A 12,605-nucleotide genomic window follows, 5' to 3' on the forward strand; every position below is an offset into this window, starting at 1 on the left:
TATTATCTTTCATGAGCGATTACATGGGGGATGCGTTACGCGATCGCGAACGCATCCTACAAGATCGGCGATGGTACTGTCCTCACCGAGAACTTGCGGCCTCATTTCTCAGCGACTTGCGGTAAATGATTTTATCGTCCCCCGCCTTGTAAAATCCTCGAATCCTCGCTTCCTCTTCGTAACCGATTTTTCGGTAAAATGCACGAACGTATTCAAAGTTCTCTAACCCAGATGTTTCCACCAGCAGCAAACACTCACCACGATCGGCTAGCATTTGCTCGACGTGGCGCAACAAAGCGGCTCCGCGTCCCTGTCTTTGACGATCGGGATGAATAGCGATCAGATAGAGATTCCATGTTCCCTGGGTCATTCGTTCCGGTGCAACGTAAGCAACGCCCACTGGCTCATTGTCGTAGTCGGTAAACCATACACCTTGGCTGTCTGCTTTGTCATTGAAATGCTGATTTAGCATTTGGACGAGTTCTTCGATTTGGTTTGACTCAAAAAGTCCTGTCGCTTCTGCCAATGTAAGTAATGCATTCGTGTCATCGGGCGTGGTCAATCGAATCATAGCGACTTCCAGTTCAGGCTAGTATGTTTGCTCTAATTATTCAAGCACCAACATCACAATTTTCCACCACCTCAACAATAAATTCGTGAGTGCGATCGCCCGATCTCGTAGGATGCGTTAGCGAAGGGTAACGCATCACCCAAAACCATTTCTCCATTCTTTGGGCAGCCAATTCGTGAGCGTTTATTTCCAGGTACAGCGATCGCACTGTAAAAGGCTAGGCTAATTCGCAAGCAATGCGATCGCTAAATTAGAGATAATATTTTTATGATTCAGTAATTCTCTATCATCTATGACTCAAGCCATACCCAAGCTAGTAACCTTTGAGGAATTTGTCGATTGGCTACCCGAAAATCGACGATTACGCTACGAACTGCATAAAGGACAAATTATTGAAATGGCACAACCAGTAGGGGAACATGAGGAAGTTAAAAGTTTTCTAGGTGTCGAAATTCCTGTTGAAATCAAACGTCTAGGATTGCCCTACGGTATCCCTAACCAAGTTATAGTTAAACCTCCTGAAAAAGATTCTGGTTACTTCCCAGATGTGTTGGTGTTAAATCGTGCCAACCTGGAAAATGAACCATTGTGGAAAAAAAAATCTACCCTGAGTTTGGGTGCATCGATACCTTTAGCAATTGAGGTTGTATCAACCAACTGGCGGGACGATTACTATTTAAAATACGCTGACTACGAAGAGATGGGTATCCCGGAATACTGGATTGTCGATTATGCTGCCTTGGGTGGACGTAATTTTATCGGCAATCCCAAACAACCGACAATCACCGTTTGTAACTTGGTTGATGGCGAATATCAGATAAGTAAGTTTCGAGATAATGAGATTATTATCTCCCAAACCTTTCCCGAATTAAATCTTACCCCAAATCAGATTTTTCAAGCTGGTTAGGAATTACGCAAGAACTCTCTGAAACTCTTATTCCTCTGTGTCCTCTGCGTCCTCTGTGGTTCGATATTAAAACTCTATCCCTTCATAGCTAGAGTATGCTGAATTCTGAATTCTGACTCCTGTTTTATCGTTTTGCCAATTCTGGAGTCCTTCCCTTCAAGCCAATCATCAACTTCAGCATAAACACCTTTAAAACAGGGACTCGCTGCAAAAACCATAAACCCAAGCGACGAACCACTACTATAGGTAAGAAATTATTAGAAAACATCCGATCTAATAAGTCGGTGAAACCTAAAATTGTTAAATTCTCTAGCTTGCGCCAGCGTTCATAACCTTTAAGAATTTGAATATCGCCAATATCTTTACCCGCTTGGTGCGCTGCTTGGATTACTTGCGCCAAAGCTGCTGCATCTCGAATCCCCAGATTTAAACCTTGTCCGCCGACAGGATGGCAATTGTGCGCCGCATCACCAATTAATGCCAGTCGGGGGAGAACATAGCGATCGCTTTGCATGAGTTGTACCTGGAATACAAAGCGCTCGCCTAGTAATTCCAATTTCCCCATCTGATCGCCGTAACGACGGGTAAGTTCTCTTAAAAATTGCTCATCATCTAAAGCACATAAAGCTTTTGCTTCTTCGTGGGGGGCTGTCCAGACAATGCGGCAACGGTTCCCCGGTAGAGGTAAAATCGCAAAGGGGCCGCTAGACCAAAATCTTTCGTAAGCGGTGTTATTATGCGATTTTTCTGGTTTGACAAATGCCACGATGCAAGACTGCCAATATTTCCAGCCAGAGGTTTTGATGCCAGCAGCTTGACGAATTGGCGATCGCACCCCATCTGCTGCTATCAGTAATTTGCTGCGAACTGTCTGTAACCGATCGGCAACCTTTATATCTATCGCTACTATATCTTGCTGGTACTGCGTATTCACCACTTCCGCCGGACACAGATAAGTCACATTTGGACAATTTTGGACAAACTCTTGCAAAGGCTGCAACAGCGCTTGGTGTTCTGCCACATAACCCAACTCTGCTGCATTTATATCATCTGTGGTGAATTCCACCACATTGGGATAATCGGCATCCGAAAGACGAACTCGGCAATATTTGGTGATTTGAGGCAATATTTTGTCCCAAACTCCAATTCCTTGGTAAATTAGCGCCGAAAGCTGATGAATTGCATAAGCTTGTCCCTTCGCTACGGCCGCTGATGCCACTTTTGCTTCAATCAGCAAGATACTCAAGCCAGAATCTTTTAAAGCAGAGGCTAGAGTTAACCCAATAATCCCACCGCCGACAATTACCAAATCATATTCATATCCCCGCAAGTCTGGCGGTGTTGGGTGAGGGGAAATTTGCTCAAGCAGTGCCATTGTTAAGTTAGGTTACAGCGTCTTAACTCTTATTTTGACGCGATCGCGCCTCTTTGAGCAAGTTAGAAAAGCAAACATTGAAAAATCTCGTTGCTGACTTCAAGGAAAGGTTATGAAGGTTAAGCAGACTTTTTATGCCAAAAATCCAATGACTTGAATCGCCTTGTCAGCAAGGATCACCAGTAGTCTTACTTAGAAAAATTTCCAGACATACTATAAAATAGATTACTACTTTTATGAATTAAGACAGTTTTTTCACTATGTCTTTACCAAAACATTGGCTACTGAAACTTATATTTGAGAGGTGCTGAAACACTAATACCTCGGTGAACATGAAAAACATTAACAAACTGGCTTTGGTAACTATTGGATCTGTAGCTCTGTCTTTGGGTATTGTTGGAAATGCACAAGAAGCTAACGCCTCAGGCTTAATTAATGGTGGTTTTGAAGCTACTGTTGTTCGTAGTGATCTGTCATGGGACTCGATAGACGAATCTCTTATTCCTGGGTGGAAGACTACAGCTACAGATAATAAAATTGAAATTCAAACTCCTAGACTGTTTCATGCTGGAGCATTAGGTACAAATCAATATGCTGAACTTAATGCTAATCAGGTATCTAGCTTATATCAAGATGTAGATACTACAGCTGGTTCAACTATGTTTTGGAGATTTTTCCATGAAGGTCGTCAAGGTGTAGATACGATGCGTTTATCTATTATTGACCTTGCTACTAACAATACTCTCTTCAGCCAACTATACAGTACTGGCAACACAGCTTGGGTACAATATCAAGGTACGACTGTTGCCACTGGTGGTAAAACACGCTGGCAGTTTGACTCAGTATCTGCTGCTGGTGGTGATCCCACAATCGGAAACTTTTTGGATGAAGTTTACTTTGCAGAAAAACCACCAGAAGGTTTCAAAACAGTTCCTGAACCAGCTTCTGTACTTGGTCTTTTAGCAATGGGTGCATTCGGTATTGTTTCCACGCGGAAGCGTAAACAGTTAAATATCGGGAATTAAGGACGGTTTGTAACAAGTTTTTGTGGTTCTGCTAACTTCTTTTATGCTCATCAATCCAAGTAAAATAACTACAAAAAGTTCCTTTCATGGTACTTGAACAGCATTTGACATCAGAGGTATGCTAGAACCATTTTTTTGTTGATTTAATCTTAAATCTTAACTTTTACTTTGACCGGATCGTGCCATCATGAGCAAATTAATTAAAAAAAACCCGTTGATTGGTAGGGATTTCAACGGGGTTAAATAATACAATTGTTTTTTCAGAGAAACCAATACTAAGCTTGATTACATAGCTACTAGAGACTTCTGCACATAATAGGAACTATTTATGAGTTTTAGGAGCTAGATTTTTAGTATGATGCTTGTAATGTCTGTGATGTTTAACTTTGCCAGATTTTACGCTAGCAACATGGGAGGTAGTTTTAGCTTGAGCTTGAGATGCAAAAACGGTTGCAGGTGCAGCAAATATTAAAGCCAAAAGCAAAACTTTAGCGAACTTCTTCACTTGAAAATCCTCATCAACTAATCAACAATCTAACTATCCACTAGGTGTATGTCATAAGTTTGTAATTGATATGAATCTTTCGTGTCTATTTTTACAAGCGTAAAATATTGGAATTACAGGGAATACTTGGCTAAAAAATACTCATAGCCATAAGAGTTACTAGCATTTCAAGGTTAGATGTAACGTTTTCGACATCATCTTAATAAGCGCTATTGCACTATCGGATATGTGTGAATTTTAATTAAGAAAAGCTGAGAACCATCAATTCTTCTGCTATTTCAAAGTTAGCTGTGACATTTTGCACGTCATCCAAGCCTTCTAGAGTATCAATTAACTTGAAAAGCGATCGCGCCTGATCTGGATCGGTAACTTCTACACTATTACTAGGTATCCAGCGAAATTCGGCATCAGTCACCTTAAAGCCTTGATTTTTGAGTGTCTGACTAAGGGTTTCTAAATTGCCAATGTCAGTAAAAACCTCAGCCATCTCATCTTCAGTCATCTCATAAGACTCAGCAGCGCCTTCGAGGGAGGCTTCTAAAAGCTGTTCTTCGTCAACTACACCCTGTAATACACAAACGCCTTTTTGATCGAACATCCAGCTAACGCAACCTGTTTCACCAAGATTGCCACCATTTTTACTAAAAGCTACTCGCAAGTCAGCAGCAGTGCGATTGCGATTATCTGTGAGGGCTTCAATTAAAATCGCTACACCACAAGGGCCGTAACCTTCGTAGCGAATTGCCTCAAAGATAGCGTTATCACCCCCAAAAGTACCTGCACCTTTAGCGATCGCTCGTTCAATATTATCATTGGGGATACTCGCTGCCTTTGCCTTGTCAATTGCCGTGCGAAGTTGAAAATTCAGCGCCGGATCTGGTACGCCGCTTCTAGCGGCGACGATAATCGCCCGCGATAACTGAGTGAAGGTTTTTCCCTTTTTTGCATCTACTACCGCTTTTTGGCGCTTAATATTTGCCCATTTACTATGTCCTGCCATAATCTGAAATTATCAAAACTCTATTCAAGATTAAGATATAAACGCTTGCAAAAACCACGAGTTGGATTTCATTTTCAAGTGATGAAGGTGCAACGATCGCATCCCCTTTAAATCAATACGCTTGGGTTAATATCATTGCTTTGTAAAGCTGCACCAAACTTTCTTTCTTTGTGTCCTTCGCGCAGCGTCTCGTAGAGAAGAACGCAAAGAAAGAGAAACTTAACTATATTCCCATTTAAATCACAAAAGGTTCAAGTTCGCGGTTACACCACTCATCCCCAACTCGTTCTGTAACCAACGGTCTGATGATAAACTTGGGTGGAGTACCAGCCAAAACATCAATCCGCACAGATGAGTAAGGCAATCGCTTTTGGAGATTGTAATCATGACGACCAATAAAAAGCTTTGAATCAGCAACTTTCCGAGTGGGTTTATCTGCTATTTCCGTAAAAGTCTCCATCAATTCAGTTCCCTCTCGCCGTTGATAACGGGGACGATGACCACTACCACCAGAGATAATGCAGTTAATGTGAGAGTCAGCAAATCCGGTATCAGTTGTGCAAAGATGCTCCAAACAGTGAGCGTGACCATTTAAAATCAAATCGACTATGGGACGTTCTTTAATTAGAGAACCAAGATTTTGTGCCACTTGTTCAAACACCCAGCGCAAGCGGTGGCGAACCGCCAAGGTTTGAGCTTGATTCCACTTGGTAGCCTCAGTGACATAAGGCGGATGGTGAAAAAAGATTACACGTCCGCGCACTTCGGAGGTGTTCCAAGATTCAATAAGTCTGCTTCGCAACCATTCAAGTTGTTCAAAATCGATCTCAGGCATTTTATCAGATGCCAATTGTTTTTCAATATCGATTTTGATCTCATCTATTTGATCTAATTTGGCGGTAAGTTCATCAAGTTGTTCAGCTTCGGTGGGTTTATCTGGGTTTAGTCCATCGCAGATTCCCAAAATCTGCAATTCTTCTCGATCTATTTCCTGGCGACGTTTTTGCAATTCCCGACGGTAAATTTCCCCCTCTTGAGTTGCAGGTAAGGGTGATGGTGTATTAAAAGTATTAGAATCTAGTGCAAAAAAGTCAATTCCGCCATAACGAAAGGTGTAATAGCGATTGGGTAAACGGGTAAACTGTCCGGGTTCGTAACGCAAACATTGGCCTGTGTTAGTCTTAGCAGTGTAGTGTCGATCTAAATGACGTTCTAATTGTTGTGGGGAAGCGATCGCCTGGGTATAATCCATAAATGCCCGTGCATAAGCATTACCTTGATACGATCCATGCCAGCCAATCTCGATATCTTTGTAGCGGAACAGGCGACGTAATGAAGATGTTGTTCCAGTAAATAAACGGTACATTAAGGGGACATCATAGTAATCATGATTACCAGGTACTGGCAAGAACGGCAGATTAAACACCATACGGTCATAAGGAATACTGTTCGGGTTGTCCCCACCTACAAGAAATTCCCGATAAGGCTCAATAAAGTTTGTTGAATAAAATTCTTGGGAACCAACCACATAGATTACATCACCTGTGTGCAACACAAAACTGCAATCATCCTGGTGAGGCAGCATCAGTTCGGCAACCTTTCGTTGGGGGTGGTGTCGATAATGGGATTGAGTACCAGAATCACCAATAACCATAAAGGAAAATTCTGGACTATCTTCCCTGCCATCGTCAATAACCATGCTGGTTTGGTCAATTCCCCGTTGCACAAAACTTGGATGCATCCACCGCACCCGTTCCTTCATCTTTTGAATTTTCACAGGAATCGGTGGATCGGAAATCAATTTCATGGCTAATAACTCTTCAATGCCTAATGCACACGTTGATTGTAACGAAATATTTCATTAGTCATTAGTCATTAGTCATTTGTGAGTAACCTATGCCCCATGCCCAAATGCTCAATTCCCAATCCTTAAGGCAAGTTTTCTCGTAGTAATGCTCGAAATCCAGCTTGCTGAAAATGCTCGTCAGCAGTCAGCGCTTCAGTGATTCCGCTATATTGCATGACAATAAAAGATACGCAATCCACAAATCCCCATTCTTTCTCTGTTTGTTCCCGATATAACTCGAAAGCGCGTTCGTAGAGTTCCTGGGAGAGGGGGACAATTTCTACTTTGGAGTCTGCTACTAGAGAATTTAATAATGTGATTGCCGCTTGGCGATAAGGTTGTTGGGATAAGGCATTGCCAATTTCCAACATTACCGCCTGTGTTGTCACCAGACGAGTTTCTGCTGCTTGTAACATTTTAGCCAGATATAAGGCTCGGTCATGCAAGCGATCGCTCGGTGCAGATAAAGCAATGGCAAATGATGTATCAAGAAAAACTTCAGAATGCATGGAAAGTTTACTTACTATACAAGTATTTATCTATATTGGTAGACCAATCAGGTGGCCCATCTAAATTGAGCGATCGCGCTGTTTGCAGAAATGATACCGTTTCGTGTTCGCTTGGCGGTAAAATTTCAATACTAATTCGCACGCGGGTATTGATTGGCAGTGCGATCGGTTCAGCCGGATAGAACACTTTGCCATTAAACAAGGCTGTGATTTTTTCTACCATCTTTCACAAAAAGTGCTTTTACTCTATCCTAAGCTGGTTGTAGCAATACAGGTAGAGTATACGACGCAATAACTAGTGAAGATACTTATATGAATCTTACGAATTATATCGATTTTTGAGAATTCCCGAAGCCATCAGATGAACTAATGTTACGTGAGTGCGACGAACTTTTTTAAAGTTCAATTCTTTCCCTCTCCGACTCGCAGAGGGACAGGTTTTGGGTAGTAAAACCTCTTAGTGGTCTTTTATGGACAAAAGGGAGAAACTTTTTTAGCTTTTCCCCAATTCTTAACAATAAAATATTGGGGCAATTCTATACAAAAGTAACGTATGTATGCTGTAAACAAATCAGCTTTTTGGAGTTTGGCAGAACGCAGAGTTTAGATCCTACTTTTGCTACTTATAAAAAAAATTTAATCCAGATGATAAATATTATTCTATATACCCTATAATCTTCTTAATTACGGTATCCGTCTACAAATACCGTAGATTTAGGGGTGATTCTGATGAGCCAGTCGCAACAATCAACACATTTAAGCAAATTACTAATTGAGAGAATACAGTCTTATGTCATGAAAGCTTGGCAGACCATACAACTCTCATATCAACACACAATTAGAAATTGGTTGAATAGACACACTCTACAAAGCTTTGTGAGCCTGTTTCTAATAGGTGCTTTTTTGAGTTTAACAGTTGCCTCCTGTTCTGGAAGCAGTTCAGCTAGCAAAAATGATGTTAAGCTGAAACTCGTTTCTTTCTCTGTCACTAAAGCGGCTCATGACCAAATAATTCCCAAATTTGTCGAAAAGTGGAAGCAAGAACATAATCAAAACGTCACATTTGAGCAAAGTTATGGTGGTTCTGGCGCTCAAGCGGCGGCTGTGATTGCTGGTTCGCAAGAAGCAGATATAGTACATTTGGCCCTTCCCCTAGATGTCAACAAAATTTCTCTTGCAGGTTTGATTAAAACGGGTTGGGAAACCAAAGCTCCGCGAAGTGGTATTGTTAGTAGATCGGTTGCTGCGATCGTTACCCGCGAAGGCAATCCCAAAGGTATAAATACTTGGGCAGACTTAGCAAAAGATGGCGTGAAGGTGATTGCGGCTAATCCAAAAACTTCTGGTATTGCTGTCTGGGAATTCTTAGCTTTTTGGGGTTCCGTGAGTCTAACCGGAGGTGACGAAACGACAGCATTAAATTATGTCACCAAAGTTTATAAAAATACTCCTATTCTGACGAAAGATGCTCGTGAAGCTAGCGATTTATTTTTTCAAAAAAATCAGGGTGATGTCTTAATAAACTACGAGAATGAGGTAATTCTAGCAGGTAAAAATGGGACTAAATTACCTTATATTATACCCCAAGTCAATATTTCTATAGATAATCCAGTAGCCGTAGTTGATAAAAACGTTGATAAACACGGTACAAGGGAAGTTGCACAAGCATTTGTTGATTTTCTTTACTCTACAGAAGCCCAACGAGAATTTGCTAAATTACAATATCGTCCTGTTAACCCCACTGTCACCCAAGAAGTAGCATCACAACATCCGCCAATTAAAACTTTATTCACATCTCAAGATTTAGGTGGCTGGGATGTTATCCAGAAAAAGTTTTTTGGATATGGGGCAATTTTTGACAAAGTTCAAGCTGCCAGTAAAGCCTGATATCTAGATTAGATACTAGCAGATAGCCAAGTATAAATAATTCTCAGTCACTTTACCCAATTGATAATGTATGAGCTTTCGTAGCAGATTTAAGGATAGCTTTTTCCTCATATTTTTAATGATTATTGCCAGTAATATCACTGCTTGTAGCAGTAGCGAGGAAAAGAAAAGTCAGGTAAGTATTGATGGTGCAGCTGTAGGTTTTACTATTTCTTTAGCAGTTGCAGAAGAATACGGTAAAGTCAAACCTGAAGCGAAAGTAAGCGTTGCCTCAAGTGGTACTGGTGGTGGTTTCAGTAAGTTTTGTAATGGCGATATTGATATAGCTGGTGCTTCTCGTACTATTAGAGATGAAGAAATAAAAAAATGTAAAAGTAAGAATATTAAATTTGTTGAGTTGCCTATAGCTTTAGATGGTATTGCTGTGATTGCCAACCGCAAAAATAACTTTGCAAAATGTCTAACTATTAAGGAACTAGGTAAAATTTGGGGTGGAAAATCAGACGGTAAAATATTGAAATGGAATCAAGTGAATTCCAAATTTCCTAACGAAAACCTGAAGTTGTATGCTCCATCTTCTGATACCGGAACATTCGATTATATGACTCAAGCTGTAACTGGCAAAGCCAAGAATGGCCGTACAGACTACACTGCTACTCAGAATCAAAACCTTCTCGTACAAGGAGTGTCAGGCGATGCAACAGCTTTGGGTTATGTGGGGATATCTTACTATATTCAAAATCAAGAAAAACTGAATCTAGTTGCTGTAGAAAGTCCTACAGGAAAGTGTGAAAAACCAGTGCCAGTAGATAATGTAATTAAAAATATCTATACACCTTTGTCTCGTCCTCTGTTTATCTATGTCAGTAAAAAGTCTTTAGATACCAAGCCAGCAGTCAAAGAATTTGTAGATTTTTATTTAGAAAATTCTTGGAAGTGGGTAGATAGTGTTGGTTATGTAGCGCTACCTGATGAAGCTTACATCAAGGTAAAACGAAAATTTGCTACTGGTGAAACTGGGACAAAGTTTAAAAAAGCAAAACCGGGTGAACCAATCACAAACTTTATTTAAATAAAGTCTGAGTCATTATAGTCTTGTTGTAGTTAAAAAATAACTGTTTATGCAAAATACTAATTATCCAGACGATCCTTATCTACTATCCAGACAATCACTGGATAAAAATGCTTCTGAAGATATATCAGAAAAGATTGTTGCAGCAATTTTATTTGCTTGTGCTTTAGTTTCGGTTTTGACTACCTTTGGTATTGTCATAATTATCTTTCAGGAGACATTCAGTTTTTTCCAAGAAGTCTCTTTTGCCCAATTCTTTCTTGATACTAAATGGACACCTCTATTTGCTAATAAACATTTTGGCGTTTGGCCTTTGATTAATGGCACTTTATTGACTACAGCTATTGCTATGGCGGTTGCTATTCCTTTGGGTTTATCTTCTGCTATTTATTTGAGTGAATATGCTCAACCCAAAGTGGCAGCAATTTTACGTCCAGCAGTGGAACTTTTGGCAGGAATACCCACGGTAGTATATGGTTACTTTGCGCTTTTGTTCCTTACACCATTGCTGCGAAATGCGATCCCTCTGGAAATATTCAACGCTTTGAGTGCGGGGTTAATGATGGGGGTAATGATTACTCCTACTGTTGGTTCTATCAGCTTAGATGCTATTAAAGCAGTTCCACGTTCTTTGCGAGAAGGAGCTTATGCTATAGGTATAACTAAACTGGAAACCATTTTTAAAGTAGTTCTACCAGCCGCACTTTCTGGAATTATAGCCTCGATTATTTTGGGTATTTCTCGCGCTGTGGGTGAAACAATGACTGTCCTCATCGCCGCCGGACAACAACCAAGACTAACTATTAACTTTGCGGAATCAGTAGAAACAATGACAGCTTATATGGCACAAATTTCTGGTGGAGATAGTCCGCGTGGTAGTCTCAATTTCAAGACATTATATGCTGTAGGCGCTGTTCTGTTTCTACTTACCCTTGCTTTGAATATTGTTAGTTACTGGATTGCTAATCGCTTTAAAGAAAAATACGATTAAATAGATATATATGACTACAAGTTATCAACAAGATGATTCTCTAGATTCTGCGGCAGAATTTACCGATAATGTTGAAAGTAGGGAGAGATTAGGGAAAGTATTTGAAGTACTTTTTTTGTTAGGATTGCTGATTGGTTTATTTGTCCTAGCGTTGCTACTTTTTGATATTTTTCGAGACGGATTAGGAAGATTTTTGTCACCCGGTTTTCTTACGGAAACTCCTTCTCGTTTTCCTGAACAAGGTGGTATCCGACCTGCAATTATCAGCAGCATTCTTTTAGGGCTGGTTGTGATTTTAGTCACTGTTCCCATTGGTGTCGGAGCAGCTTTATATCTAGAAGAGTATGCACCTAAAGCTTGGTGGACAGCGATTATTGAGATTAATATCAGTAATCTGGCGGGTGTGCCTTCTATTGTCTATGGATTGCTGGGTTTAGGGGTTTTCAATTATTTACTTGGGTTTGGCCCCGCTTTGATTTCTGGTGCATTGACTTTATCTTTGCTGTCTTTACCAGTAATTATTGTGACAGCTAGAGAAGCAATTCGTGCTGTCCCAGATTCCCTAAGAAATGCTTCTTACGGATTAGGTGTCACAAAATGGCGAACTATCAGCAATCATGTCATCCCCTATGCTGTTCCTGGTATTTTGACAGGTGTGATTATCTCTGTATCCCGTGCAATTGGTGATGCAGCGTCTCTAATTGTTGTAGGTGCTGTGGGTTTTCTCACCTTTAACCCTGGTTTGTTCCAGAGATTTATGGCATTACCCATTCAAATTTACAGTTACATTACTCGTCCTGAACCAGGTTTTGCTAGTGCAGCAGCAGCAACAATTATTGCGTTGTTAGCCTTAATTTTAGTTTTAAATGGTGTTGCAATTTATATTCGACAACGCTTCTCAATTAGTTAGGTAATTA

General features: G+C 40.5%; 14 protein-coding genes. 6 read left to right on the forward strand and 8 right to left on the reverse strand.

The genetic code is table 11. From position 1 onward, the window contains the following. Positions 1 to 82: 82 nt before the first annotated feature. Both V7K38_RS24290 and V7K38_RS24295 read right to left on the reverse strand, forming a co-directional pair. Positions 83 to 571, reverse strand: a complete 489-nt coding sequence (locus V7K38_RS24290) for a GNAT family N-acetyltransferase (RefSeq protein WP_334861471.1) — start codon at positions 569 to 571, stop codon at positions 83 to 85. A 71-nt stretch (positions 572 to 642) separates the two neighbouring features. After that, positions 643 to 804: a hypothetical protein gene (locus V7K38_RS24295; protein ID WP_334861473.1), complete on the reverse strand. Its 162-nt coding sequence runs from the start codon at positions 802 to 804 to the stop codon at positions 643 to 645. Positions 805 to 863: 59 nt separating this feature from the next. Here V7K38_RS24295 and V7K38_RS24300 point away from each other — a divergent pair, with 59 nt between their 5' ends. After that, positions 864 to 1,478, forward strand: coding sequence for a Uma2 family endonuclease (locus V7K38_RS24300; protein ID WP_334861475.1), 615 nt, complete (start codon positions 864 to 866; stop codon positions 1,476 to 1,478). A gap of 124 nt (positions 1,479 to 1,602) precedes the next feature. Here the strand turns inward: V7K38_RS24300 and V7K38_RS24305 are convergent, their stop codons facing one another. After that, positions 1,603 to 2,853: an FAD-dependent hydroxylase gene (locus V7K38_RS24305; RefSeq protein ID WP_334861477.1), complete on the reverse strand. Its 1,251-nt coding sequence runs from the start codon at positions 2,851 to 2,853 to the stop codon at positions 1,603 to 1,605. 332 nt (positions 2,854 to 3,185) lie between these two features. On the opposite strand from V7K38_RS24305, the gene V7K38_RS24310 reads away from it, so the two are divergent. Continuing rightward, positions 3,186 to 3,878, forward strand: a complete 693-nt coding sequence (locus tag V7K38_RS24310; protein ID WP_334861479.1) for a PEP-CTERM sorting domain-containing protein — start codon at positions 3,186 to 3,188, stop codon at positions 3,876 to 3,878. A 322-nt stretch (positions 3,879 to 4,200) separates the two neighbouring features. On the opposite strand, the gene V7K38_RS24315 is transcribed toward V7K38_RS24310, so the two are convergent. The 5 genes from V7K38_RS24315 to V7K38_RS24335 all read right to left on the reverse strand — a co-directional run bounded on the left by V7K38_RS24315 (position 4,201) and on the right by V7K38_RS24335 (position 7,961). Next, positions 4,201 to 4,383 carry a hypothetical protein gene (locus tag V7K38_RS24315; RefSeq protein ID WP_334861481.1) on the reverse strand — a complete coding sequence of 61 codons (183 nt, stop codon included), beginning with the start codon at positions 4,381 to 4,383 and terminating at the stop codon, positions 4,201 to 4,203. Between the two features lie 241 nt (positions 4,384 to 4,624). Beyond that, positions 4,625 to 5,383: a YebC/PmpR family DNA-binding transcriptional regulator gene (locus V7K38_RS24320; RefSeq protein ID WP_334861483.1), complete on the reverse strand. Its 759-nt coding sequence runs from the start codon at positions 5,381 to 5,383 to the stop codon at positions 4,625 to 4,627. 235 nt (positions 5,384 to 5,618) lie between these two features. Then, the gene (locus tag V7K38_RS24325) at positions 5,619 to 7,190 is read right to left on the reverse strand and encodes a metallophosphoesterase family protein (RefSeq protein WP_334861485.1); all 1,572 of its coding nucleotides are present in this window, start codon (positions 7,188 to 7,190) and stop codon (positions 5,619 to 5,621) included. 122 nt (positions 7,191 to 7,312) lie between these two features. Beyond that, positions 7,313 to 7,738 carry a type II toxin-antitoxin system VapC family toxin gene (locus tag V7K38_RS24330; protein ID WP_334861486.1) on the reverse strand — a complete coding sequence of 142 codons (426 nt, stop codon included), beginning with the start codon at positions 7,736 to 7,738 and terminating at the stop codon, positions 7,313 to 7,315. Between the two features lie 7 nt (positions 7,739 to 7,745). After that, a complete protein-coding gene (locus V7K38_RS24335) occupies positions 7,746 to 7,961 on the reverse strand; it encodes a hypothetical protein (RefSeq protein ID WP_334861487.1) in 216 nt (71 codons plus the stop codon). 506 nt (positions 7,962 to 8,467) lie between these two features. On the opposite strand from V7K38_RS24335, the gene V7K38_RS24340 reads away from it, so the two are divergent. From V7K38_RS24340 to pstA, 4 genes are all read left to right on the forward strand, one after another. Further along, a complete protein-coding gene (locus V7K38_RS24340; protein WP_334861488.1) occupies positions 8,468 to 9,625 on the forward strand; it encodes a sulfate ABC transporter substrate-binding protein in 1,158 nt (385 codons plus the stop codon). 70 nt (positions 9,626 to 9,695) lie between these two features. Further along, complete coding sequence (locus V7K38_RS24345) at positions 9,696 to 10,697, forward strand: PstS family phosphate ABC transporter substrate-binding protein (protein WP_334861490.1); 1,002 nt, start codon at positions 9,696 to 9,698, stop codon at positions 10,695 to 10,697. A 49-nt stretch (positions 10,698 to 10,746) separates the two neighbouring features. Next, the gene (gene pstC, locus V7K38_RS24350; RefSeq protein WP_334861492.1) at positions 10,747 to 11,688 is read left to right on the forward strand and encodes a phosphate ABC transporter permease subunit PstC; all 942 of its coding nucleotides are present in this window, start codon (positions 10,747 to 10,749) and stop codon (positions 11,686 to 11,688) included. Positions 11,689 to 11,698: 10 nt separating this feature from the next. Beyond that, positions 11,699 to 12,598, forward strand: a complete 900-nt coding sequence (gene pstA / locus V7K38_RS24355; RefSeq protein WP_334861494.1) for a phosphate ABC transporter permease PstA — start codon at positions 11,699 to 11,701, stop codon at positions 12,596 to 12,598. Positions 12,599 to 12,605: the final 7 nt, after the last annotated feature.

Origin of the sequence: Nostoc sp., from assembly GCF_036917465.1 — a bacterium.
Taxonomy (GTDB): Bacteria; Cyanobacteriota; Cyanobacteriia; order Cyanobacteriales; family Nostocaceae; genus Nostoc.

Excerpts from the sequence above, each read along its gene's own strand:
- V7K38_RS24340 (WP_334861488.1), top strand. The coding sequence starts at position 8,468 with ATGAGCCAGTCGCAACAATCAACACATTTAAGCAAATTACTAATTGAG.
- V7K38_RS24320 (WP_334861483.1), bottom strand. The coding sequence starts at position 5,383 with ATGGCAGGACATAGTAAATGGGCAAATATTAAGCGCCAAAAAGCGGTA.
- V7K38_RS24325 (WP_334861485.1), bottom strand. The coding sequence starts at position 7,190 with ATGAAATTGATTTCCGATCCACCGATTCCTGTGAAAATTCAAAAGATG.
- V7K38_RS24330 (WP_334861486.1), bottom strand. The coding sequence starts at position 7,738 with ATGCATTCTGAAGTTTTTCTTGATACATCATTTGCCATTGCTTTATCT.
- V7K38_RS24310 (WP_334861479.1), top strand. The coding sequence starts at position 3,186 with ATGAAAAACATTAACAAACTGGCTTTGGTAACTATTGGATCTGTAGCT.
- V7K38_RS24290 (WP_334861471.1), bottom strand. The coding sequence starts at position 571 with ATGATTCGATTGACCACGCCCGATGACACGAATGCATTACTTACATTG.
- pstA (WP_334861494.1), top strand. The coding sequence starts at position 11,699 with ATGACTACAAGTTATCAACAAGATGATTCTCTAGATTCTGCGGCAGAA.
- V7K38_RS24300 (WP_334861475.1), top strand. The coding sequence starts at position 864 with ATGACTCAAGCCATACCCAAGCTAGTAACCTTTGAGGAATTTGTCGAT.
- pstC (WP_334861492.1), top strand. The coding sequence starts at position 10,747 with ATGCAAAATACTAATTATCCAGACGATCCTTATCTACTATCCAGACAA.
- V7K38_RS24345 (WP_334861490.1), top strand. The coding sequence starts at position 9,696 with ATGAGCTTTCGTAGCAGATTTAAGGATAGCTTTTTCCTCATATTTTTA.
- V7K38_RS24305 (WP_334861477.1), bottom strand. The coding sequence starts at position 2,853 with ATGGCACTGCTTGAGCAAATTTCCCCTCACCCAACACCGCCAGACTTG.
- V7K38_RS24335 (WP_334861487.1), bottom strand. The coding sequence starts at position 7,961 with ATGGTAGAAAAAATCACAGCCTTGTTTAATGGCAAAGTGTTCTATCCG.